This window comes from Lottiidibacillus patelloidae (genome assembly GCF_002262935.1).
GTDB classification, from domain to species: Bacteria; Bacillota; Bacilli; order Bacillales; family SA5d-4; genus Lottiidibacillus; species Lottiidibacillus patelloidae.
Window position 1 is genome coordinate 32,583 of the sequence record NZ_NPIA01000003.1, and the last position, 23,853, is coordinate 56,435.

Annotated in this window: 26 protein-coding genes and 2 riboswitches; of the genes, 24 read left to right on the top strand and 2 right to left on the bottom strand. The window is 35.6% G+C overall.

The window, feature by feature from the left end:
- Positions 1-21 precede the first annotated feature (21 nt).
- From CIB95_RS06625 to CIB95_RS06665, 9 genes are all read left to right on the top strand, one after another.
- Entirely contained in the window at positions 22-582 is a 561-nt protein-coding gene (locus tag CIB95_RS06625; protein ID WP_094923537.1) for a stage V sporulation protein AE, read from the top strand.
- Positions 579-2,054 carry a spore germination protein gene (locus CIB95_RS06630; protein ID WP_094923539.1) on the top strand — a complete coding sequence of 492 codons (1,476 nt, stop codon included), beginning with the start codon at positions 579-581 and terminating at the stop codon, positions 2,052-2,054. The genes CIB95_RS06625 and CIB95_RS06630 overlap by 4 nt, the downstream gene beginning before the upstream one ends.
- Positions 2,055-2,186: 132 nt before the next feature.
- Positions 2,187-3,500, top strand: coding sequence for a diaminopimelate decarboxylase (gene lysA / locus CIB95_RS06635; protein ID WP_233143941.1), 1,314 nt, complete (start codon positions 2,187-2,189; stop codon positions 3,498-3,500).
- A gap of 39 nt (positions 3,501-3,539) precedes the next feature.
- Entirely contained in the window at positions 3,540-3,974 is a 435-nt protein-coding gene (locus CIB95_RS06640; RefSeq protein WP_094923542.1) for a peptidylprolyl isomerase, read from the top strand.
- Positions 3,975-4,108: 134 nt separating this feature from the next.
- Positions 4,109-4,240, top strand: a riboswitch (FMN riboswitch).
- A gap of 115 nt (positions 4,241-4,355) precedes the next feature.
- Entirely contained in the window at positions 4,356-5,447 is a 1,092-nt protein-coding gene (gene ribD / locus CIB95_RS06645) for a bifunctional diaminohydroxyphosphoribosylaminopyrimidine deaminase/5-amino-6-(5-phosphoribosylamino)uracil reductase RibD (RefSeq protein WP_094923544.1), read from the top strand.
- A complete protein-coding gene (gene ribE / locus CIB95_RS06650; protein ID WP_094923546.1) occupies positions 5,447-6,103 on the top strand; it encodes a riboflavin synthase in 657 nt (218 codons plus the stop codon). Before ribD ends, ribE begins: the two co-directional genes overlap by 1 nt.
- Before the next feature lie 25 nt (positions 6,104-6,128).
- The gene (locus CIB95_RS06655; protein ID WP_094924196.1) at positions 6,129-7,322 is read left to right on the top strand and encodes a bifunctional 3,4-dihydroxy-2-butanone-4-phosphate synthase/GTP cyclohydrolase II; all 1,194 of its coding nucleotides are present in this window, start codon (positions 6,129-6,131) and stop codon (positions 7,320-7,322) included.
- A 31-nt stretch (positions 7,323-7,353) separates the two neighbouring features.
- Positions 7,354-7,824, top strand: coding sequence for a 6,7-dimethyl-8-ribityllumazine synthase (gene ribH, locus CIB95_RS06660; protein WP_094923548.1), 471 nt, complete (start codon positions 7,354-7,356; stop codon positions 7,822-7,824).
- Positions 7,825-7,934: 110 nt separating this feature from the next.
- Positions 7,935-8,303, top strand: a complete 369-nt coding sequence (locus CIB95_RS06665; RefSeq protein ID WP_094923549.1) for a GNAT family N-acetyltransferase — start codon at positions 7,935-7,937, stop codon at positions 8,301-8,303.
- A 20-nt stretch (positions 8,304-8,323) separates the two neighbouring features.
- On the opposite strand, the gene CIB95_RS06670 is transcribed toward CIB95_RS06665, so the two are convergent.
- Positions 8,324-8,848, bottom strand: coding sequence for a DUF309 domain-containing protein (locus CIB95_RS06670; protein ID WP_094923551.1), 525 nt, complete (start codon positions 8,846-8,848; stop codon positions 8,324-8,326).
- Positions 8,849-8,977: 129 nt separating this feature from the next.
- On the opposite strand from CIB95_RS06670, the gene CIB95_RS06675 reads away from it, so the two are divergent.
- From CIB95_RS06675 to CIB95_RS06690, 4 genes are all read left to right on the top strand, one after another.
- A complete protein-coding gene (locus CIB95_RS06675; protein ID WP_094924197.1) occupies positions 8,978-9,745 on the top strand; it encodes a segregation/condensation protein A in 768 nt (255 codons plus the stop codon).
- Positions 9,732-10,331, top strand: coding sequence for an SMC-Scp complex subunit ScpB (gene scpB, locus CIB95_RS06680; RefSeq protein WP_094923553.1), 600 nt, complete (start codon positions 9,732-9,734; stop codon positions 10,329-10,331). The genes CIB95_RS06675 and scpB overlap by 14 nt, the downstream gene beginning before the upstream one ends.
- Positions 10,331-10,720 (top strand): hypothetical protein, encoded by a 390-nt coding sequence (locus tag CIB95_RS06685; RefSeq protein WP_094923554.1) that lies wholly within the window; start codon positions 10,331-10,333, stop codon positions 10,718-10,720. Before scpB ends, CIB95_RS06685 begins: the two co-directional genes overlap by 1 nt.
- Positions 10,721-11,062: 342 nt before the next feature.
- Complete coding sequence (locus CIB95_RS06690) at positions 11,063-11,884, top strand: superoxide dismutase (RefSeq protein ID WP_094923556.1); 822 nt, start codon at positions 11,063-11,065, stop codon at positions 11,882-11,884.
- 36 nt (positions 11,885-11,920) lie between these two features.
- Here the strand turns inward: CIB95_RS06690 and CIB95_RS16325 are convergent, their stop codons facing one another.
- Complete coding sequence (locus CIB95_RS16325; RefSeq protein WP_094923558.1) at positions 11,921-12,112, bottom strand: hypothetical protein; 192 nt, start codon at positions 12,110-12,112, stop codon at positions 11,921-11,923.
- A gap of 155 nt (positions 12,113-12,267) precedes the next feature.
- Between CIB95_RS16325 and CIB95_RS06700 the strand changes: the two genes are divergently transcribed.
- The 11 genes from CIB95_RS06700 to CIB95_RS06750 all read left to right on the top strand — a co-directional run bounded on the left by CIB95_RS06700 (position 12,268) and on the right by CIB95_RS06750 (position 23,851).
- Positions 12,268-13,455 carry a D-alanyl-D-alanine carboxypeptidase family protein gene (locus CIB95_RS06700; RefSeq protein ID WP_198949170.1) on the top strand — a complete coding sequence of 396 codons (1,188 nt, stop codon included), beginning with the start codon at positions 12,268-12,270 and terminating at the stop codon, positions 13,453-13,455.
- Positions 13,448-14,032, top strand: a complete 585-nt coding sequence (locus CIB95_RS06705) for a nucleoside recognition domain-containing protein (protein WP_094923562.1) — start codon at positions 13,448-13,450, stop codon at positions 14,030-14,032. The genes CIB95_RS06700 and CIB95_RS06705 overlap by 8 nt, the downstream gene beginning before the upstream one ends.
- A gap of 10 nt (positions 14,033-14,042) precedes the next feature.
- A complete protein-coding gene (locus CIB95_RS06710) occupies positions 14,043-14,573 on the top strand; it encodes a spore maturation protein (RefSeq protein WP_094923564.1) in 531 nt (176 codons plus the stop codon).
- A gap of 153 nt (positions 14,574-14,726) precedes the next feature.
- Positions 14,727-15,455, top strand: a complete 729-nt coding sequence (locus CIB95_RS06715) for a pseudouridine synthase (protein ID WP_094923566.1) — start codon at positions 14,727-14,729, stop codon at positions 15,453-15,455.
- 67 nt (positions 15,456-15,522) lie between these two features.
- Positions 15,523-16,044, top strand: a complete 522-nt coding sequence (resA, locus tag CIB95_RS06720) for a thiol-disulfide oxidoreductase ResA (protein WP_094923568.1) — start codon at positions 15,523-15,525, stop codon at positions 16,042-16,044.
- 12 nt (positions 16,045-16,056) lie between these two features.
- Positions 16,057-17,703 (top strand): cytochrome c biogenesis protein ResB, encoded by a 1,647-nt coding sequence (gene resB, locus CIB95_RS06725; RefSeq protein WP_094923570.1) that lies wholly within the window; start codon positions 16,057-16,059, stop codon positions 17,701-17,703.
- Between the two features lie 18 nt (positions 17,704-17,721).
- On the top strand, positions 17,722-18,921 hold the full coding sequence (gene ccsB, locus CIB95_RS06730; protein ID WP_094923572.1) for a c-type cytochrome biogenesis protein CcsB: 1,200 nt from the start codon (positions 17,722-17,724) through the stop codon (positions 18,919-18,921).
- A 72-nt stretch (positions 18,922-18,993) separates the two neighbouring features.
- Entirely contained in the window at positions 18,994-19,710 is a 717-nt protein-coding gene (locus CIB95_RS06735; protein WP_094923574.1) for a response regulator transcription factor, read from the top strand.
- Complete coding sequence (locus CIB95_RS06740; RefSeq protein ID WP_094923576.1) at positions 19,710-21,470, top strand: ATP-binding protein; 1,761 nt, start codon at positions 19,710-19,712, stop codon at positions 21,468-21,470. The genes CIB95_RS06735 and CIB95_RS06740 overlap by 1 nt, the downstream gene beginning before the upstream one ends.
- Positions 21,471-21,579: 109 nt before the next feature.
- Positions 21,580-21,766: riboswitch (cobalamin riboswitch) on the top strand.
- A 137-nt stretch (positions 21,767-21,903) separates the two neighbouring features.
- Entirely contained in the window at positions 21,904-22,830 is a 927-nt protein-coding gene (locus CIB95_RS06745; protein ID WP_094923578.1) for an ABC transporter substrate-binding protein, read from the top strand.
- Entirely contained in the window at positions 22,793-23,851 is a 1,059-nt protein-coding gene (locus CIB95_RS06750; protein ID WP_094923580.1) for a FecCD family ABC transporter permease, read from the top strand. Before CIB95_RS06745 ends, CIB95_RS06750 begins: the two co-directional genes overlap by 38 nt.
- Positions 23,852-23,853 lie beyond the last annotated feature (2 nt).

Consider the following 23,853-nt stretch of genomic DNA (forward strand, 5'->3'; position numbering starts at 1 on the left):
AAATAATGAGGTGAATTACCTATGAAGCGAAGGGTCATTATCGTTACAGATGGAGATGAATATGCACATAAAGCGATAGCTTACGTTGCCCATGAAATTGGTGGGCGCTGTATTTCTCAATCACAAGGGAATCCTACGAAAGCTTCGGGTAAACAATTAGTTGAATGGGTGCACGATACTCCACATGATCCAGTATTTGTTATGTTTGATGATAGTGGTTATACCGGTGAAGGGTATGGTGAAAGAGCAATGCGCTATGTTGCCAAGCATCCTTCTATTGAAGTGATAGGAGCGCTTGCAGTCGCCTCTAACTCCCATCACTATGAGTGGTCAAGAGTAGATGTTTCAATAGATCGCTTTGGTGAATTGTCGCACTATGGTGTCGATAAATATGGACTTCCAGACCTGGAAGAGGGAAGAATTAATGGTGATACTGTTTCGATTTTAGAAGATTTAAACATTCCTATAGTTGTTGGTATTGGAGATATTGGAAAAATGGCAAGGCAAGATGACGTCTCAAAAGGCTCGCCAATTACAAGGCAAGCGGTTGAACTTATATTAGAAAGGAGTGGCTTCCAGTGACCAAAAACAATAATGAGACTCCTATTTACTCTAAGTTATATGAAAATGAAAAATACTTTAAAGAAAAAATTGGCATGGGAACAAGCTTTGATATTGGTGTACGAAAAATAACAATATTGGACACGGAAGTTCATATATACTTTTTAAATGGATTGTGTGATACACAATTTATTATTGAATTAATGAAAGAAATGGTTGAATTAAATATTTCTGAAAAGCAACAACATGTTGTTACAAAAGATTTAATTGAAAACCGCTTAACACACCAACAAGTGTCTAAATCAAAAACATTAGATGAGGCGGTCGACCAGTTACTTTCCGGATTAATTATTATTATGATGGAGGGGGAAGGTGAAGCGATAGTTGTTGATGTTAGAAGCTATCCGGGCCGGTCACCTCAAGAACCTGATACGGAAAAAGTAGTTCGCGGAGCGCGAGACGGTTATACAGAAAACTTAATTGAAAATACAGCATTAACGCGAAGAAGAATTCGTGATGAAAGATTAAGAAATGAAATATTACAAGTAGGAGAACGTTCGAAAACGGATGTATGTATTTCCTACATTCAAGATGTAGCTGATCCTAAATTAGTAAAAAAATTACGAGATGAACTTAACGCCATCGATATTGATGGAATTCCGATGGCTGACAAAACAATTGAAGAATTTTTAGTCCATCAAGGGATGAATCCATTCCCACTTGTGAGATATACAGAAAGACCGGATGTTGTTGCATCGCATTTACTTGAAGGGCATGTTGTTGTAATGGTAGATACTTCTCCGAGTGTCATCATTACACCTACTACTTATTTTCATCATGTGCAACATGCAGAAGAATACCGTCAAACACCGCTTGTAGGTGCATTTTTACGATGGGTGCGATTTATTGGTATGATTGCATCACTATACTTATTGCCATTATGGCTTTTGTTCGTTTTAGAACCTTCGTTATTACCGGAGAACTTAAAATTTATTGGGCCGAATGAAGTAACTAAGATTCCAATTTTTGTCCAAATTTTATTCGCAGAATTAGGAGTAGATATGCTCAGGATGGCTGCCATTCATACTCCGACCCCGTTATCGACAGCGATGGGATTAATTGCAGCAGTATTAATTGGACAAATTGCCATTGATGTAGGACTATTCGTTCCAGAAGTAATATTGTATGTAGCGGCATCAGCAATTGGCTCGTTTGCAACACCAAGTTATGAATTAGGAATTGCCAATAAAATTATTAGAATTCTACTATTAATTGCAGTAGTTATTTTCAAAGCCCCAGGTTTTGTAGTAGCTGCCACTATCATTATGCTCCTTATGATTCGCATTCGTTCACTAGATACGCCTTATTTATGGCCATTCATTCCATTTAATGCAAAGGCGTTAATGCAAATTATCGTTCGTGTTTCTGTGCCACTTACGAAAAAGAGACCGAGTATTGTTAAACCGCAACAATCTCAAAAGCAACCGAATTAAGATGGTTTGAAATGCAATTAGTTTTATGGTAAATTTAAAGAAATTTAACACTTTAATACAGTAACACAAGTTGGGCAGCTTGTAATATAGCTGTCCGCTTTTTAGTATTGAAAAGTAAAGGGAGTACTTATTGTGAAAGAATCTAATAATAATCTTAATCACTTATTAATTGGCGGTATAAGTGCAGTTGACCTTGCAAAAAAATACGGTACACCTTTAATTGCATATGATGTGGAATTGATTAGAAAACGCTGTCAGGAATTTAAAGATGCATTTGCAAAACATGGAATAGCAAATCAAGTTGCATACGCAAGTAAAGCCTTTTGTTCCATAGCAATTGTACAAGTTATGAAAGAAGAAGGCATGAGCTTAGACGTAGTGTCAGGTGGGGAATTACATACTGCTTTAAGTGCAGGGTTTCCTCCAGAAAAAATTCATTTCCATGGCAATAATAAAAGTAAGGCAGAAATCGAAATGGCCATTGACGCCAATATAGGTTGCTTTGTCGTAGATAACTTTTATGAGCTTGCTTTATTAGAAGAAGTAGGTCGAGAAAAAAATAAACGTATTTCTGTATTGTTAAGAATGACACCAGGCATTGAAGCACATACTCATGAATACATACTAACTGGACAAGAGGATTCGAAATTTGGCTTTGATTTATTAAGTGGACAAGGTGATCAAGCGATAGTCTACGCACTTAAAAGCTCTGAACTTGATTTACTAGGCATCCATTGTCATATTGGTTCGCAAATTTTTGAAACGACTGGCTTTATTTTGGCTGCCGATAAAATGTTTGAGGCGATTGGGAAATGGAAAGATAGTTTTGCCTATGTTCCGAAAGTTGTTAATCTTGGAGGCGGATTTGGGATTCGTTATGTACAAGAAGACGAACCACTTCCACTAAGTAGATATGTTGATGAATTAGTTGCAGCAATTAAGCAACATGCAGAAAGCCTAGATATAAAGATGCCAGAAATATGGATTGAACCTGGTCGTTCTATTGTTGGAGAAGCTGGGACAACCATTTACCAAATAGGTTCAGAAAAAGATATTCCGAATGTTCGCAAGTACGTTTCCATTGATGGTGGTATGTCTGACAACCTTCGCCCTGCATTATATGATGCAAAATATCATGCAGTGATTGCTAATAGAGTTAATGATGATGCTTCTGAAAAAGTTTCTATTGCAGGAAAATGTTGTGAAACAGGTGACATGCTTATTTGGGATATTATGTTACCGAAAGTTGAAGCTGGAGAATATTTAGCAGTATTTAGTACAGGAGCATATGGTTATTCCATGGCGAACAATTATAATCGTATTCCAAGACCAGCTGTTGTATTTGTTGAGAACGGACAAGACACTCTAGTAATTAAAAGAGAAACATATGATGATATTGTTAAAAATGATTTACCATATAAGAGCAATGCATTAACAAAAAACTAATTAATATGTTATTATGATTTTGAAATGGAGGTAATATTAATGAAAAAAGCATCAATTTCTTTTGAAAATGGCGAACAGCTTATTATTGAACTTTATCCAAATGAAGCTCCAGAAACAGTTGCAAACTTTGAAAAATTAGCGAATGAAGGATTCTACAACGGTTTAACTTTTCACCGTGTAATTCCTGGTTTCGTTGCACAAGGTGGCTGTCCATTAGGTACTGGTACAGGTGGTCCTGGGTATTCTATTAAATGTGAAACGGAAGGAAATCCACATAAACATGTTCCAGGTGCTCTTTCTATGGCACACGCTGGTAAAGATACTGGTGGAAGTCAATTCTTCGTCGTACACGAAGCACAGCCTCATTTAGACGGTGTACATACTGTATTTGGACAAGTTATTGAAGGTTTAGATTCAGTTTACCGAATTAAACAAGGCGATGTTATGAAAGAAGTTAAAGTTTGGGAAGAATAATTCTAGCGGACCCTGCAAAAGTGTAGGGTCTTTTTTTATTTACTAATTTCAGATAAGTTGAAAATAATTTTTAACTCGCTTAAGCTGTTTATTAAGAACTCAAAGTATTCTTATGGTATACTATACTCAATTAAATAATCCTTCGGGGCAGGGTGAAATTCCCAACCGGCGGTAAGGAAGGAAACTTCTAAGCCCGTGAGCCTTTTTTAGGCTGATTTGGTGAAAATCCAAAGCCGACAGTACAGTCTGGATGGGAGAAGGATAGCAGGCAACGCACAGAAAAGAACGAACTCTGTGTGCTTTCTTTCGTGTGCATAAAAACCCCCTGAACAGTAATTTTCAGTGGGTTTCTTTTTTGCTCCGGAAATGAAGAGGTGTATGATGACAGATAAAGAATATATGGCCTTGGCAATTTCACTTGCACAAAAAACAATAGGTCAGACGAGTCCAAATCCTGCAGTCGGTGCAGTAGTAGTTAAAGATGGTAGAATTGTTGGGCTTGGCACTCATTTAAAGGCAGGAGAGCCGCATGCTGAAGTTCACGCATTACATATGGCAGGGGAAAATGCAAAAGGTTCGACAATTTATGTCACTTTAGAACCTTGTAGTCACTTTGGGAAAACTCCGCCTTGTGCTAATTTAATTATAGAAAAACAAGTGAAACGATGTGTAATCGCCTCAGTAGATTCCAATCCAATTGTTACAAACAATGGAATTGCAAGGCTAAAGGAAGCTGGAATTGATGTAGAAGTTGGTCTTCTAAAAGAAGAGGCTGAAGCGCTTAATCCGTATTTTAATTTTTATCAAATATATAAGCGCCCTTTTGTAACATTAAAAACTGCCACAAGCTTAGATGGTAAAATAGCTACTTATTCAGGTGATAGTAAGTGGATAACTGGGAAAGAAGCAAGGGAAGATGTACATAAATATCGCCATGAGCATGACGCAATACTAGTAGGTGTAGGGACAGTTCTTGCAGATGATCCGAGTTTAACATGTAGGGTACCTAATGGAGGTATAAACCCTATCCGAATCATTCTTGATACATCACTTAGAACTCCGAAAACTGCAAAGGTTGTCACAGACAACGAGGCTCCTACTTGGATAATAGTTGGCAGTGGAGTTTTAGATGAAAAGAAACAAGAGTTTGAAAAGTTAGGTGTGAAAGTAATAATAATTAAAGAACCGACCATCTCAATTAGCGAGTTATTAAAAACCTTAGGCGAAAATGGCATACAATCATTGTTTGTAGAAGGTGGAGCAAAAGTGAATGGGAGCTTTTTAGAAGCTAAAGCTTTTCAACAAGTGATAACGTATATAGCACCTAAATTAATAGGTGGAAGCAATGCTCCGACCTCATTTGCGGGGACAGGATTTGAAAACATAAAAGGCGTTCCTCTACTAAAGGTTAAAAGTGTCGAAAAAATCGGTGATGATATTAAAATTGTATCGCTACCTAAGGAGCGTGTATAATGTTTACGGGTATTATCGAAGAAATAGGAAATATTTCTAATATGAAACAAACTGGCAAAGCTATTGTTATGACGATAGCTGCTAAAAAAGTATTAAGTGACGTAAATTTAGGTGATAGCATCGCTGTTAATGGTGTTTGCTTAACGGTTACCTCGTATACTACCAATCAATTTACAGTAGATATTATGCCAGAAACAGTGAAAAGCACTAGCTTACAGCAATTATCAAAAGGCTCTAATGTAAATTTAGAACGGGCGATGAGTGCAGGGGGTAGGTTTGGTGGACACTTTGTATCAGGACATGTAGATGGCTTAGGAACGATTGTTAAAAAAGAGCGAGTTGAAAATGCTGTTTACTACAACATTACTGTTCCTAATGACATCAAACATTATCTTTTATATAAAGGCTCTGTTTCCGTTGACGGCACCAGCCTTACCATTTTCGGAGTGGAAGATAATGAATTCACAATATCCTTAATTCCACATACACTTTCTGAAACAATTCTTGGTGAAAAAGGGCCAGGAGATTACGTGAATATTGAGTGTGATATGATTGGTAAGTATATTGAGAGGTTTATTAATAACAGATTACAAAGTGCTAATGGAAAAAGCGCCTCTATTACGGAAAGCTTTTTAGAAGATAACGGATTTAAATAGAGGGAGTGATTACATGAATGAAACAATGTTTAATAAAATAGAAGAAGCTATTTATGATTTAATCCAAGGGAAAGTCGTCATCGTTTGTGATGATGAAGACCGAGAAAATGAGGGAGATTTCGTCTCCTTAGCTGAAAAAACGACGCCAGAAGTAGTAAATTTTATGGCTACTCATGGTAGAGGTTTAATTTGTACACCGATCACAGAAGAGCGGGCGCATGAATTATCCTTAGTACCAATGGTTGACCATAATACTGACCCACACGGTACTGCCTTCACAGTAAGTGTTGATTACAAAACGACAACGACAGGTATCTCTGCTCATGAGCGTTCGGAAACGATAATGGCATTAATTAATGATAATGCTAAAAGCACAGACTTCAAACGTCCAGGCCACATTTTTCCTTTAGTAGCAAAAAAGGGCGGCGTATTGCGTAGAGCAGGTCATACGGAAGCGGCAGTTGATTTAGCTAGATTATGCGGTGCAAAACCAGCAGGTGTAATTTGTGAAATTATGAATGAAGACGGGACGATGGCAAGAGTTCCACAATTGCGAAAAATTGCAGATGAACATGACTTAAAAATGGTTACGATTAAAGATTTAATTACATATCGAAACCGCAAGGACAAGTTAGTACAACGTGAAGTTGAAATTCAACTGCCGACACCTTTTGGAGATTTTCGCGCAGTTGGCTATACAAACGTTATTGATAATAAAGAGCATATCGCTCTAATTAAAGGAGAAGTATTATCTGATGAACCGACACTAGTTCGGGTTCACTCGGAATGCTTAACTGGAGATGTGTTTGGATCCTATCGCTGTGATTGTGGTCCGCAACTTCATGCAGCATTGTCTCAAATATCTGAAGCAGGTCGTGGTGTTTTGCTTTACATGCGTCAGGAAGGGCGCGGGATTGGGTTGTTAAACAAAATGCGTGCTTATAAACTTCAAGAAGAAGGCTATGATACTGTTGAAGCTAATGAAAAATTAGGTTTTGCTCCAGATATTCGTGACTATGGTATTGGAGCTCAAATATTACGTGATTTAGGGATTTCACAAATGAAACTTTTAACGAATAATCCAAGAAAAATTACTGGTCTTAAAGGATATGGTCTTGAAATAGTTGAAAGAGTTCCTTTGCAATTACCAACGAGAGAACAAAATGAAAAATACTTAAAAACAAAACAATCAAAATTAGGACATATGCTACACTTTTAAATATTTAATCAATCAATAGGGGGAACTAATTATGGGTAAAGTTTATGAAGGCAATTTGGTGGGCACAGGTTTAAAAGTTGGAATCGTTGTTGGGAGATTTAATGAGTTTATTACGAGTAAGTTACTTGGTGGTGCAGAAGACGCTTTAAAAAGACATGGAGTAGATGAAGACAACATTGATATTGCTTGGGTTCCAGGCGCATATGAAATCCCATTAATTGCAAAGAAAATGGCTGAGTCAAAAAAATACGATGCTGTAATAACATTGGGTACAGTTATTCGTGGATCTACACCTCACTTTGATTATGTTTGTAGTGAAGTTTCTAAAGGTGTTGCCGCAGTGACGATGGATACTGGAATACCAGTTATCTTTGGAGTTTTAACTACGGAGACGATTGAACAAGCAATTGAAAGAGCAGGGACGAAGGCTGGTAATAAAGGCTGGGATGCAGGTAGTGCTGCAATTGAAATGGCAAATTTATCAAGATCTTTTTCAAATTAAATTTTACTAGTATGTTGTCATAAATTTTTGTTTATAATATCATATTAGCAATAGTTTTAATTTATAAAGCAACTTTATGCTTTTAGGTCTTTTTTTAAAGAGGGGTAATTATGTTAATTCGTTATAAAGCTAGTTATGAGAAGATAGCAATGGGTCTTTTGTCTTTTATGCCACAAGAGAAAGAATTAAAGCAACTTCTAAAAACTATGAAACAATATGAAGAAAACGATGATTGGAAGTTGTATTTGTGGAGAGAAGGCGATGATATTATCGGTATTGCAGGTTTATATTATTGTGATGACCAGCATGCTCAACTAACTCATATATGTGTTAATCCATCACACAGACATTTAGGAGTAGGACGAAAAATTGTTCAAGCGCTCACACAGTTTGTCGATGACGTAACAATTATCCCGAATGAGCAGACGAAAAATTTCTTTGATCGCTGTTTAAACGTAGTTGGTAATGAAAGTTTATAAAAAAAGAACAGTTGCTTTAATTAGCTTCTGTTCTTTTTTCTATGTTCTAATTGTGCTTTTCTCGTTTCAATCACTTCTTTTCGGTCCCTCTTTTTATGTTTGTGAAGGAGAAATTCATTGGAAAGATCACTTTTAGTGCCCCAAATTGAATTCCACTCCAAGGAAAGAGATTGACAGTGTGAAAGTAGATCTTTATCAGCTATCGGCAAGTTAAAGCTAGTATATCCTCGACCACTTTCGACCTCTTTAATACGCTTATCAAGAAGTTGAAGTAATGTTGCTACATCAAGTCCTAGTTTTTCGACGTCATCCTTCTTAGCATCTATTATCTTTTGAGCACTAGTTAACATTCGGAGCGCTCCTGCGAAGTTTTTTCTTCGGTGATGATATAAGCCAACTGCAAGTTGTATTAATCCTACCCAATACTCTTTTCTTTTGTCCTTAGGTTCACTTTTCCAATATTCTTCCAAAACTTCATGGCATTCAAAGTAGTCACGCAAACTATGAAAATATACTAAATATTGAATATATTCTTTTGGATACAAAGTACTTCACCCCTTTTCAACAGTTTACCATATGATAGTAAATTGCTGTAATACTTGATATATGCTATAATATTGTAAGTTTTGATTCTGTTTTTTTAGCAGAGAATTGGAGAATCTTTTATGGAAATGATGACGAAATATAGTGTTAAAACCGATGCGTTTGAAGGACCACTTGATTTATTACTTCATTTAATCAACCGTCTTGAAGTAGACATATATGATATTCCTGTTTCAGAAATTACCGATCAATATTTAAATTATGTACATACGATGAATGAACTACAGTTAGACGTTGCTAGTGAATATTTAGTTATGGCGGCAACACTTCTAGCTATCAAAAGTAAAATGCTCCTTCCAAAGCGAGAGGAACTTTATGATGAAGAGTTAGAAATGGAAGAAGGGGAAGACCCTAGAGAAGAGTTAATGCAGCGATTAATTGAATATAAGAAATACAAAGATGCAGCTGTGCACCTGCAAGAGTTAGAGGCAGAAAGAAGTAACGTCTTCACAAGACCATCAGTAGACTTGAGTCGTTTTTCATCAACTGAAGATCAAATAATCCAACCAGTTACTGATGCCTCTGTGTATGATATGATCAGCGCTATGCAGCGACTTTTCTTAAAGAAGGCATTGCAGGCTCCGAAAAAAACGACAATTAATCGTGTGGAAATCCCAATTGAACAGCGAATGGAAGAAATAATGGACAAGCTTATTTCCATTAATAAAGCATGTCAATTTGATGATTTCTTCCCATTTCCAGATAGAGACCATATTGTCGTTACATTTCTAGCAATATTAGAATTAATGAAACAAAACAAAGTATTTTGTGAACAACAAACTAACTTTTCTACCATCACCATTTCTTTAAAAGGAGCTGTGAGCGATGACATTAAATGAAATGAAGGCAATTATTGAAGGCTTATTATTTGTTAGTGGTGATGAAGGAATCGAGCTAAAACAAATTGCTGAAGTATTAGAAATTAATAAACAGACAGCACTTGATGTGATAGATGAATTGCAACTAGACTATGAGAAAGATAGCCGTGGAATGCAAATAGTAGAGGTTGCTGAAGCTTACCAATTAACAACAAAAGTAGAGCATGCCATTTTTTATAAACGTCTCATTGAAATGCCAAGAGCAACAACATTGTCACAGGCCTCATTGGAGACGCTTGCAATCGTAGCGTACAAGCAACCAATTACTAGAACTGAAATTGAAGAAATTCGTGGTGTGAAGTCTGATCGGCCAATCCAAACAATTGTTGCGAAACACTTAATTAAAGAGGTTGGAAGAGTCGAAGGTCCAGGGCGCCCTATTTTATACGGGACAACGAAAGAGTTTTTAGAGGCCTTTGGTTTAAAAACGTTAAAAGAATTGCCAGAAATGCCTGAGCAAGTTGATGGTGAAGCTGTTGTTGATGAAGCTGACCTGTTTTTTGAGAAATTTCAAGAAACCTTTGAAGATACAAAGGAGAGAGAATAATGATAATAAAAAAAATTAGTGGGTATGAATTAGAAAAAGAACTGCCAAATACGTCAGAAGACTTCTTTAATAGATCTTTAGTTACATATGAGCGAGATGGGGAAGAAGAAACCTTTCATTTACTTTATGTTCGATTCTTTGAAGAGAATATGAAAGAGACTACACCATTTGAAAAAAATCCTCTTTTTACAATCGGTGAAAGGGAGTACCTTTTAGCTGATATTGTCGCCCTAGTTGCTTTACTTAAAGATGAAGAAACGAAAAATAGAAAACGAATTTATATAAACGAAGAAAACGAGTTCAAAAAATTATTTAACAATATAAATATAGATTATATTAAAGAAATTGCAACATCTCTTCAACAATCAGGTTCATATAAAATAAACTAATTCCTAAAGTGGCTGGGACAAAACCAAAAGTGGCTATTCAAAAGCCGAACATTGAAAGTAATCGTAGTCAAAATACGTAGACTCCTACGGGAAAAGCACGAGTCCGAAGACCCATAGTGAGGTACGAACGCGGAGGCTGAGGCCGTGCCCGTGGAAAGCGAAGTATTTTGACGGAGCATCATATTATTCGTTAGCAACATAAAAAACGAACTCATTCAGAATATACATCTGAATAGTTCGTTTTTTTCAATGAGTAGAAAGCTTTTGTCCCAGCCTCTTTTTTGCACTTTAAATCGATGCTTTCATATAAATAACGTGACAATATATAAAGGTGGGTACGTTATGGAAAGAGAGTACTTGGATGAAATCTATCGCTGGTGTAAAAATGCTTGTATGCATAATGATGCTTCGTCGGATTTACAAAATTTAATGAAAAAAATTGAATATATGCAAAATGTAAGAAACATTGATCAAATCCAATTAAAAGAAATTTATGAAGAAGCTAGCAGAATTTATCATTTTAATAAGTTAAATGAAAGAATAGAAATTGGCGAACATTCACTGCCTTCCTTACCATATCCATACAATGCATTAGAGCCGGTAATAAGCAAAAAAATTATGGAATTACATCATGACAAACACCATAAAAGTTATGTTGATGGTTTAAATAAAGCGGAAAAAGAATTACAAAAGGCAAGGAATAGCAATGATTATTCTCTGATTAAGCATTGGGAAAGAGAATTGGCTTTCCATGGATCAGGTCATTACTTACACACGTTATTTTGGTACACCATGTCACCAAATGGTGGCGGAAAGCCGCAAGGAAAGCTTTTAGCTGAAATAGTAAAAGGTTTCGGTTCCTTTGAAAACTTTAAAAGACATTTCTCAGAAGCAGCAAAAAATGTAGAAGGGGTGGGTTGGGCATTATTAGTATGGTCAGCACGTGCACATCGACTAGGAATATTGCAAGCGGAGAAACATCAAAATTTAACACAGTGGGATACAGTACCATTATTAGTATTAGATGTTTGGGAACATGCGTATTATTTGCAATATGAAAATGACAGATCTAAGTATATTCAAGAATGGTGGAAAATAGTGAATTGGGATTATGTTGAAAAGAGGTTTGAAAAAGCAATGCAATTAAAGTGGAAGGCATACTAAAAAAGGTCGATGCAAAGTGCATCGACCTTTAAATATTTAATAATAGTATCCATACGGGTAATACCCATAATCATAATTATAAGGCCCATAATATGGGTAATAATGTCCATAATAAGGATAACCATGACCATATAAATAAGGCGAGACTGCAGCTCCTAAAAGAAACGGAAGTAGTGGGAAAAAACGCTGATCCTCTGTATTGTGTGGATAGTAATAATTAGTATTCAAAACCTAACCTCCTCTACGTCTAGTCATGATTTATAGTATGAAATGGACTGTTTTTTGGAGCATGTACAGAAAAGTTAACAATTTCCCATTTTATTCATAACAAAGATGACCAAGCATACACTTGTACTATAAACAATAGAAGAGGCGAGGAGATCATGTTGAAACGAAATTATAAAAAATATTTTAGTTTCTTAGCAATTTTTACGCTGCTTGTAGCTTTATTTCCAATTAATTCTTATGCTGAAAGGCCGAGCACTTTTGCCCAGACAGCTATATTAATGGAGCAAGATACTGGTCGTGTTCTGTATGATAAGAAAATGCATCAAAAAATGCGGATTGCAAGTATCACTAAAATAATGACTGCTTTGCTTGCTGTTGAGTCAGGTAAACTTGATGAAATGGTAACTGTAAGTAAAAATGCAGCCTATACAGAAGGATCTTCCATCTATTTGAAGCCTGGAGATAAAATGAAACTTGAAGACCTTACATATGGGCTTATGTTGCGATCTGGAAATGATGCAGCCGTTGCAATTGCCGAGCATGTCGGTGGGAGTTTAGAAGGATTCGTCTACTTAATGAACCAAAAAGCTGAAGAAATTGGTATGAGCAATACTTATTTCTCAAATCCACATGGGTTAGATGATCATGAAAAACATTTTTCCACTGCATATGATATGGCTTTGTTAACACAATATGCGATGCAAAATGAGACGTATAAAAAAATATCTGGGACAAAAAAACACCGCGCTTCTCGTGAAGGTGGACCTGATAATATTTGGGGCAACAAGAATAGATTACTAACTAGTTTATATGAGTATTGTACTGGTGGAAAAACAGGATATACAAAAAGGGCTCGACGTACACTTGTTACGACTGCAGAAAAAGATGATATGAGACTTATTGCAGTAACTTTAAATGACGGTAATGATTGGAATGACCATCGAAATTTATATGAATGGGGATTTAACACTTTTGAAATGGTAACATTAGCTGAAGCAGGTCTCATTAAAGGACTAAAAGATCCCTATTATAAAAATCATGTTGAAGTTAAACATCCTTTTATTTACCCACTAACAGAGGCAGAAAAAGTAAATGTTGACATAAAAATTAAGTTAATTAAACCAGACATAAAAAAGTGGAAACGATCCGGACCACCTGAAATAGTTGGGAAAATGAACTTTTACCTATCTGGAGAGAAAATAGGAGACCGTTCGATTTTCTATGAAGCAATACAGTCAACAAGCAGTATCAGTATATCGGTAGGAAAGGATGAAAAATCAGCGTTCTTCCATTTATTCATCCACGTATTAACTAGAGCACTAGGAGTAACTGAAAATGGTTAATATCATTTGGGTGCTAATATTTGTTGTTAGCATCCTCTTCGCAGCTATAAATGGCACGATGGATGAGGTAAATAAAGCGGTATTTACAGGGGCAAAAGAAGGTGTAACAATCTGCTTTGGTTTAATTAGTATTCTAGTATTTTGGTTAGGATTAATGAAGATCGCAGAAAAAGCGGGACTATTAGATAGTTTGGCAAGGGTGTTTAGACCTTTTATTAGCAAACTCTTTCCTGAAGTACCGAAAGATCATCCTGCAATGGGCTATATTTTGTCCAATATGGTTGCAAATATGTTTGGACTTGGAAATGCTGCGACACCCATGGGGATAAAGGCCATGGAACAATTAAAGAAATTAAACAATAATCAAGACTATGCTAGTCGTTCAATGATAACTTTTCTTGCAATAAATACATCAAGCATTACATTAATTCCAACAACAGTAATAGCAATAAGGTTGAATTATGACTCAGTATCGCCAGGTGAAATAGTGGGGACGACGATCTTAGCTACGTTATGTTCAACAGTTGGAGCAATATTAATAGATAGATATTTTTATTATCGAAGAAGTCGAAGATAGGTGGGATATAATGGCTTTGATCAATACAATATCGATTTGGCTAATCCCTATGATTATTTGCTTCATATTAGTGTATGGCACTTTTAAAAGAGTACCAACATACGAATCTTTTGTTGAAGGTGGAAAAGAAGGGATTAAACTTTCCTTCTCTATCATTCCCTATTTAGTAGGCATGATGGTAGCAATAACAGTTTTTCGCGCATCGGGAGCGTTAGAATATTTTATTGGCTTACTAAAACCAGTACTTCAACTCATAGGGGTGCCAGGGGAAATTGTTCCATTAGCTCTCATGAGGCCACTTTCTGGTACAGGAGCACTAAGTATTACTTCAGATTTAATTGCTACACATGGCCCAGATTCATTTATAGGTCAATTAGCATCGACCATGCAAGGGAGTACTGACACGACTTTTTATGTTTTAACTGTTTATTTCGGAGCAGTTGGAATTAGAAAGATGGGTGATGCTTTGAAAGTAGGATTATTAGCAGATATCGTAGGAATAATTGCTTCCATTGTAATCGTTACTCTCGTTTTTGGATAAATAAGTTAGCACAAGTTGTGTTAGCTTATTTTTTTGTTTTTATATAAGAAAACCGTAAAAATATTACGTAATAGAAAGATTGGGTAAAATATAAGAAACTACGCTTGAGAAATAAGTGTCGAAAGAGTAAGATGAATGATGAGGTGAACAACAATGGAACGGTTACAAAAAGTTATAGCACAAGCAGGCGTTGCTTCTCGCAGAAAAGCAGAGCAATTAATTGTTGAAGGAAAAGTAAAAGTAAATGGTAAAGTAATAAAAGAATTAGGTACTAAAGTATCTGGGAATGACGAAGTTGAAGTAGATGGAATTCCTCTATATAAGGAAGAACACGTGTACTTTGTTCTTTATAAACCAACCGGTGTTATTTCTAGTGTCCAAGATGAAAAAGGAAGAAAAGTAGTAACAGATTATTTATATGGAGTAGAACAACGTGTTTTCCCTGTAGGTAGATTAGATTATGATACATCAGGACTACTACTTCTTACGAATGATGGCGACCTTGCCAATAAATTAATGCATCCAAAATTCAATGTAGAAAAGAAATATATCGCAAAAGTGGAAGGTATTCCTTCTAAAGAAGTATTACTAAATTTAACACGCGGTATCGTTCTTGGAGACGGGAAAACGAAACCTGCTAAAACAAAGCTTATTTCAGGCGATCGACGTAAAAACACTTCTATTATTGAAATTACAATTTCAGAAGGTAGAAACCGTCAAGTTCGTAGAATGTTTGAAGCAATTGGTCATCCTGTAAAAAAACTAAAACGTGAAAAATACGGCATGTTAAACTTGCTTGGAATGAACCCAGGCGATGTACGAGAGTTAAAACCTTTCGAAGTGAAACAACTTAAACAACTAACTGTCACAGAAAAGTCATAATCCTTTGTTTAGCTAAGGAAATTCTCATATATGATGAAATAGAGACATTTGTATTAAGGGTGATCATATGAAAAAACAAAGGTTGATAATGCGTACTATTATTTTGTTAGTCATAGGGGCAATGCTTGCTTATGCCGTGTACGAAATTGCAACAGATGAAAAAATTGTTGTGAAAAAAGGGGATCAAGCGCCTAATTTTATGCTGCAAACATTAAATGATGAATCGATAAAATTGTCTAGCTTAAAAGGTGAAGGAATCCTTTTAAACTTCTGGGCGACTTATTGCCCGCCTTGTGAAAAGGAAATGCCACATTTAGAGAGTCAATATCAAAAAACTAAAGGACAAGGTGTTCATATTCTTGCTATTAATGTTGGCGAAAATAAGTTGAATGTGGAAAACTTTGCTAATAAATACAATTTAAACTTTCCGATTTTACATGACAAGTTAGGAGAAGTAACTCAAGCATATGGAGTAGGAGCATTACCTGTCACATATCTAATTAACTCAAATGGAGAAGTTATAGATATTATTCCTGGAGGAATGACGGAAGCTGATATTGCTAGTTACTTAGAAAGAGTCAAACCATAGCGGGGTGTCATAATGAGTAACCATGTTTGTAAATGTGGCGCAACCATAAAATATGGCGCCATCATATGTGAAAAGTGTGGACGTCAACTGGATCAAAATACAGATGATAAATCGCTAATAAATATGCGTTATGAAGGAAGTTCTAGAAGATCGCAAACGTATAAAAAAACAATTGTTGATAAAGTATGGAATTTCTTCTCTTCTGTTAAAGTTGGTGTTTGGCTAATAGCTATAGCGATAATTGGAGCGGCAATAGGTTCAATTTTCCCACAAGAAACATTTATACCGCAAAATGTAGATCCAGCTGAGTATTATAAAAAAGAGTATGGGTATGCTGGGAAGTTATATGTAGATTTAGGATTTAATAACCTTTATAAATCTTGGTGGTTTACTTTAACCTTAGGGTTGATAGGAACATCTATTATCATTGCTAGCCTTGATCGATTTATTCCATTGTACCGTGCATTAAAAAATCAAGGAGTCGAACGTCACGACTCATTTTTAAAAAGACAGCGATTATATAGTCGTACGGAAAAACAGCTTGATCAAAATACAATGGACATGCTCGAAAAGAAGCTTAAAGATAGTCGCTATAATGTAAGGCAAGAAGGCAATTCAATATTAGCTGAAAAGGGTCGTTTTTCCCGTTGGGGTCCATATGTTAATCATATTGGACTAATTCTTATTTTATTTGGCGGCATGTTACGTTTTTTACCTGGAATGTATGTTGACCAGTTTATTTGGGTCAGAGAAGGGGAAACTGTTGCTATTAAAGGTACTAATAATGAATACTACTTAAAAAATGATAAGTTTATTTTTGAAGTTTATGATGAGAATGATGAAAAGTATAAAGAAGCAATTATTCGAGCAGGAGTTGGATTAGTTCCGAAAAACTATCAAACGAATGCGATACTTTATAAACAAGTAGGAGACAAATTACCAGGTGAAGATCCTACACTCGAAGAAGTTGATCGTTTTGAAATTCAAGTGAATAAGCCAATGAAATTTGATAGCTTTGCGCTATACCAAATGAATTTCAAACAAAATGAGTTTAAATCATTAACATTTCAACTGGAAGAGCGCGACAGTGGGAAATCATATGGCTCTTTTACTATTGACTTATTTGAACCACAAGCACATTTTAATTTAGAAGAAAATCGTTCAGTAACAATTAAGGAATATTATCCAGATTACACATTAAATGATAAAAATCTCCCGTCAACAAAGACTGGGATTCCTAACAACCCTGGTTTTATCTTTAGTATGAATGAACCAGATGAAGAAAAAGCTGAATTATTAGCACTAGGAATTATTAATGATAAGTTAATTATTCCTCCGCCGTTTGAAGGCTTCTTTAATGACAATGAGTTAACATTACGATTAACAGATTATGAGTTAAGAAATGTTACTGGACTGACAGTACGAAAAGATCATACATTATGGATTATTGCTTTAGGTGGATTTATCTTTATGGTTGGTGTTATTCAAGGGATGTATTGGCAACATCGCCGAGTTTGGGTGAAAAGAAATGACAATGAGTGGCTTATAGCTGCACACACAAATAAAAACTATTTTGGTCTACAGAGAGAATTGGAAACTATTTTAGCAGAGACAAAACTTCACTTGCCAGATGACCAATATAATAGCAAGGCAACGTAATTTGAAAGGATGAGTTAGATGGCAGCTTTGAGTAGTAATTTATTGCTTTCTGCATTTTTTATCTATTTATTTGCAACAATCACGTTCGCAATTTCTATTACAGGAAAAAAGTTTACTAGTGAACTAAGAAAAGACCATCAAAAAAGATGGGGTAGATTAGGCTTTATATTAGCATTAGTTGGCTTTGTTGCTCATTTAGGATATTTTATTACACGTTGGATTGCGGCTGGACATGCACCAGTAAGTAATCTATTTGAATTTGTAACATTTTTTGCTTTAGCACTAGTATTAGGATATATTATCATTTTTCTTATCTATCGAAATCATATGCTAGGAATCATTGCCATGCCTGTAGCACTTATTATAATTGCATATGCTAGTGTGTTTCCAAGTGAAATTACACCACTAATTCCAGCTTTAAAAAGCTATTGGTTAACAATTCACGTAATCACTGTTGCTTTAGGAGAAGGTATATTAGCAATTAGCTTTGTCACTGGTTTACTATATTTATTAAAATCAGTAGATCAAACAAAACGAACAAAAAGGAATACTTCATTAGAACTTGTTTTGTTTTCGTTACTTATGACAGTAGGTTTTATATTAGCTGGTTCAATTTTCCCAAAAACAGTTGAGCAAACGACGTTTGAATGGGTAAATGAAAGAAATGTTCCTGCTGAACTTGTTTATGACATGCCTGCGATTGTTGGTCCATTTGAGGGAACAAAACTAACTGAGAATAGTTTTGGACCATTATTTGAAGCTCCTTATTGGATGAATGGTGCTGAAGCTCCGAGGAAGTTAAATACAGTGATTTGGTCATTCCTTATTGGCTTATTACTATATGGAACTCTTCGTTTAATTTTACGTAAGCGTATTGGAGCAGCAATTCAGCCGTTAGTAAGTGGAGTGAATGCGAAGCTAATGGATGAAATTGGGTATCGTTCTGTTGCGATAGGTTTTCCAGTTTTCGCTTTAGGGGGCTTAATTTTCGCTTCTATTTGGGCACAAGTTGCTTGGTCCAGATTCTGGGGATGGGACCCGAAAGAAGTGTGGGCGTTAATTACGTTTTTATTTTATGCAATTTATCTACATCTTCGCCTATCAAGAGGATGGGAAGGTGAAAATTCCGCATGGCTTGCTGTAGCTGGATTTATCATCATTATGTTCAATTTAATTGCGGTTAATTTAATTTTGGCAGGACTACACACGTATGCGTAAACCTTCACTTTTTGTGAAGGTTTTTTTATACTAGGTAGACAAAGATGTTTATCATTAGTGGAGGTTATATATATGCAAAGTGAAGCAAAGTTATTAATAGTAGACGATGAGGAAAGAATTCGGCTGTTACTTAAAATGTACTTGGAACGAGAAGGCTATGTAATCGAAGAAGCAAATGATGGAGAAGAAGCTCTTGAAAAAGCACTACATAATGATTATGACGGAATCATCTTAGATTTAATGATGCCAGGTATGGAAGGTACTGAAGTTTGTGAAGAGCTGAGAAAACAAAAGGCCACGCCTATTATTATGCTTACTGCTAAAGGGGAAGAAGCGAACCGAATCCAAGGATTTGAAGCTGGTGCCGATGATTACATAGTCAAACCGTTTAGTCCACGTGAAGTTGTTTTGCGGGTAAAAGCACTCCTACGTCGCTCTTCAGCTACAAAATTTTTACAAACAGAAACAAAAGCAAAAGATGTTTTAGTATTTCCTCATATTGCGATTGAAAAAGATGCCCATAGGGTGACGGCTGATGGTGTAGAAGTGAATTTAACGCCTAAAGAATATGAATTATTATTATATTTAGCCAGTTCACCGGACACTGTTTTTGACCGTGAACAGCTTTTAAAAAATGTTTGGAATTATGACTATTTTGGTGATCTTAGAACGGTTGATACGCATGTGAAACGTTTGCGTGAAAAATTAAACAAAGTATCTAATGATGCAGCAAAAATGATTATCACAGTTTGGGGTATTGGCTATAAATTTGAGGTTTCTCCGAAGTGATGTCTTTTTTAAGAAGTGTTGTAGGTAAATTGTGGGGAACAATTATTATTTTAGTCGCTTTAGTGTTATTTATTTTGACGCTTTTACTATTGCAATATTTCGAAAATTTCCATGTAAATGAAGCGGAAAAAACGCTAACACAAGTAGCTACAAAAATTAGCCATATGTTAGAAGACTATGAGCTTGAAGAAGAAGCATTAACAATTGCTTCTGAAATTTTAGATAGTCATCTGGCAAACGGTGTCATAATCAAGGATTCATCTATGATGTGGCTTGCTGAAGGAATGGAAGATGCAAAACAAAATGAAGCAGCATTCTTTAATCTAATTGAGGCCAATAAAGTTTTAAGTGGTAGCCAAGTAATTAAACAAGAAAAGAGACAATCAGAGGAAACGATCGGTGATTTATTTATTGTCGGTGTCCCTTACACAATAAAAAGTGGTAATATTGGGGCTGTTTATGTTTTTCAATCAATTGAAGATGTAGAAGAGACGACAGCTCATACCAAAACAGCAATTTTTATTTCTGCAACAATTGCGATTATACTAACTACTATCTTTGCATTTTTCCTCTCTTCACGTATAACGGCACCTCTCCGTAAAATGAGAGAAGCAGCTACGAAAGTTGCAAAAGGGCAATTTGATACAAAAGTCCCTATGGTAACTAACGATGAGATCGGTGAGTTAGCTATGGCATTTAACCGGATGGGAAGACAATTATCGAACAATATCATGGCTTTAAATCAAGAAAAAGAACAGTTATCTAGTATTTTAAGTAGTATGGCTGATGGTGTTATTACAATTAATAAGCGTGGCGGAATTGTAATTACAAATCCACCAGCTGAGCAATTCTTACGTGTATGGTCTTATCAACAAGGGCTTAATGAGGAGGAAAAAGAACTTCCAGCGGATGTCCGGGAGTTGTTTACCCGAGTAGTTTCTATTGAAAAAGAACAATTTGCTGATATTCATATCCAAGGGAGAAGTTGGGTTGTCGTTATGACTCCGTTATATAATAACAATACAATCCGTGGGGCAGTTGCAGTAATCCGAGATATGACAGAGGAAAGACGTTTAGACAAGCTAAGAGAAGATTTTATCGCTAACGTATCCCATGAGCTGCGGACACCTATAGCCATGCTTCAAGGTTATTCAGAAGCTATTATAGATGACATAGCTCAATCACCAGACGATAAGAAGCAAATTGCTAAAATAATTTACGATGAATCATTACGAATGGGCAGGTTAGTTAATGAATTGCTAGATCTAGCACGAATGGAATCTGAAGATGTTACTCTTCAATTAGAGGAAGTAGAATTGAACAGCTTTATCGAACGTGTAACGCGAAAGTTTAATGGAATGGTCAATGAGAAAAACATTGCATTGGCATTTAATAAAATTAGTAGTGAAAAGTTAACGATTGACCAAGATCGGATAGAACAAGTGTTAACTAATTTAATTGATAATGCCATTCGTCATACTCCAGAGAATGGAAAAGTAGAAGTAAAAGTTAAATCGGTTTCTTCTGGCGTTCAATTTTCTGTCTCAGACAACGGAATAGGAATAAAAGGTGAAGAGTTACCGTATATTTTTGAACGGTTTTATAAAACGGATAAAGCTAGAACAAGAGGCCGTTCAGGTATTGGTCTTGGACTTGCGATTGCAAAAAAAATAGTCGAAGCTCATAAAGGGCAAATTTCAGTCGAAAGCAAAATTGGCCATGGGACGACATTTTCTTTTTATATCCCTCGAATAAGCTAATTTTAAATCATCTCTTGCCGAACAATCTTGTTCCATAAGAAACAATTAAGAATTTTTTGTCAAAATAAGTGTTAATATGAATTTGTTGTTGTATAATAGCAATAAATAAACTTCATAAAAGCTAAAAGGTCATTCTTTTCATAAAGAATGTTAAAAGGGAAGTTTGGTGTAATTCCAACACGGTCCCGCCACTGTAATCGTTAGCATCGTTTATTATTCCACTGTCTAAAAAGATGGGAAGGAGAACGATGTGGTAACACGTAAGTCAGGAGACCTGCCTATTAGCCTCTGTGAACCTTCGCGGAAAAGGGGACCAGTATGGACTACTAGAGAAAATAACATTTCTTAATCAGTCATACTGAACATAACGCTCTCCTTTATTAAAAGGAGAGCGTTTTCTTTTCCTAAAAACAAATTTTAGGGGGAAAAACAAATGAAAAACAAGTTGTTCAAACTATTCTTTTTGCTTAGCATTTTAGTATTAGTTGTTGGTTGTCAAACTAAGGATGGGCAGAATGTGAAGAGTCCAGGAGCAAATGATGAAGAAAGTGCATTTCCTGTATCAGTATCAGATATTAATGGGAATGAAATAGTCATTTCTAAAAAACCAGAAAGAATTATTTCATTAATTCCAAGCAATACTGAAATTGCATATGCCTTGGGGTTAGGCGACAAGATAATTGCAGTTACTGAAAACGACACGTTTCCTGATGAAGTAAAAGAGAAGGACACTATTGGCGGATTTCAATTGAATTTCGAAAAAATCATCTCCTTAAATCCTGATTTAATCTTAGCGCACGGATTAAATGGAGATATTGAACAACTAAAGAATGCAGGACTTAATGTTATCGTAGTAAATAACTTTGAATCTTCTTTTGAAGATGTATATGCATCTATTAATTTAATAGCGAAAGCTACAGGTAAAGAGCAAGAAGGTAAAGCTATCATAAAAGATATGACTGACAGAATAGATGTAATTCGTCAAAAAGCGAAACAAGTAACAGCTATAAAAAATGTGTGGGTAGAAATTGACCCAACACTATACACGACTGGACAAGGTACATTCTTAAATGAAATGCTAGTAATGATTGAAGCAAAAAATATTGCAGGAAATGAACAAGGGTGGCCACAATTTTCAGAGGAAACAATTATTAATAGTAACCCAGACATTATTATTGCAACTTATGTAGGGGCTACAGAAACAATTCATAATAGATCTGCCTGGAATAATATTAATGCAATAAAAAATAATGAAATCTATGAAGTAAATGCAGACCTTTTTTCACGTGCTGGTCCGCGCTTAATTGAAGGAGTAGAAAAACTTGCAGCGCTTATCTATCCAGAAACTTTCACAAAATAAGAACATTTTTGTGATATTAATTTCTACTACATTTTTATTACTTGCCTGTTTGCTTGCTATCTCGATTGGGAGCGTGCACATTCCTATAAAAACGATAGTTACTTTATTTATAGATAAATTATTTTTTAATGAAATTAATGAAGATTATTCTAGTTTTGAAAAGATTATTTTCCAACTGCGCTTACCTCGCGTCCTATTGGCAGCTTTAGTAGGTGCTTCATTAGCTTGTGCAGGAGCAGCAATTCAAGGGTTACTGAAAAATCCTTTAGGTGATCCATATATTTTAGGTGTTTCATCTGGAGCTTCAGTTGGTGCGGTGATTGTATTATTTTTCGGTTTATCGTTACCAGTGCTAGCTACATTCACCTTGCCAATTGTTAGTATTTTGTTTGGATTTATAACAATATTTCTCGTTTTATCGTTTTCACAATTAGTAGATAAACAACTTAGGGTAGAAACGATAATATTAACAGGTGTAATCTTCAGTTCTTTTCTTAGTTCTTTAGTTTCATTAATGCTTGCTTTATCAAAAGACGAATTAAGAACAATCATATATTGGTTGTTAGGATCAGTCTCTGTCAAAGGTTGGCCATATATTTTAGCTATTCTTCCGTTTTTTTTGATAGGTGTTCTCGTTTTAGTACTTAATAGTCGTGCTTTAAACTCAATGGCTTTTGGGGAAGAAACCGCATATCATTTAGGAATTAACATGAAGCGAAGGAAAGTAATAATTTTAATTGGGACATCTATCTTAACTGGAGCTGCAGTTGCCGTTTCAGGAATAATTGGTTTTGTTGGTTTAGTTATACCTCATATCACTAGAATGTTTACCGGAGCAGATCACCACCTTTTAATACCAATATCATTAATTAATGGGGCAACTTTTCTAGTTTTAACGGATCTAATAGCGAGAACTGTAATTGCACCAAGCGAAATACCAATAGGCGTTATGACCGCATTAGTCGGTGCACCTTTATTTGCCTATATCTTTTTCCGTCAACGAAAAGAGCGAAGGGTGTGAAC